General features: G+C 39.2%; 1 pseudogene. It reads left to right on the forward strand.

What is annotated here, in order from left to right:
* Nucleotides 1–135, forward strand: a pseudogene (locus CF394_RS03410) (L-serine ammonia-lyase, iron-sulfur-dependent, subunit alpha); the annotation flags it as partial.
* Nucleotides 136–250 lie beyond the last annotated feature (115 nt).

A 250-nucleotide genomic window follows, 5' to 3' on the forward strand; every position in this document is an offset into this window, starting at 1 on the left:
AAGCGGAACGCGATGGGCGCAGCCAATGCGATGGTCGCGGCTGATATGGCGCTTGCCGGCATTACAAGCCGCATTCCATGCGATGAAGTGATCGATGCGATGTACAAAATCGGACAGACGATGCCGACGGCACTGAGTTTTTTTTTTTTTTGATTTGTTGACGAAAGAGATATTGTCTATTTATTTTATATTATAATTTTGTTTTTATATTAATGTTTAGGTGTTAATGTTTCTTCAATTTAGTATATGT

The organism is Tetzosporium hominis, from assembly GCF_002265435.1.
Taxonomy (GTDB): Bacteria; Bacillota; Bacilli; order Bacillales_A; family Planococcaceae; genus Chryseomicrobium; species Chryseomicrobium hominis.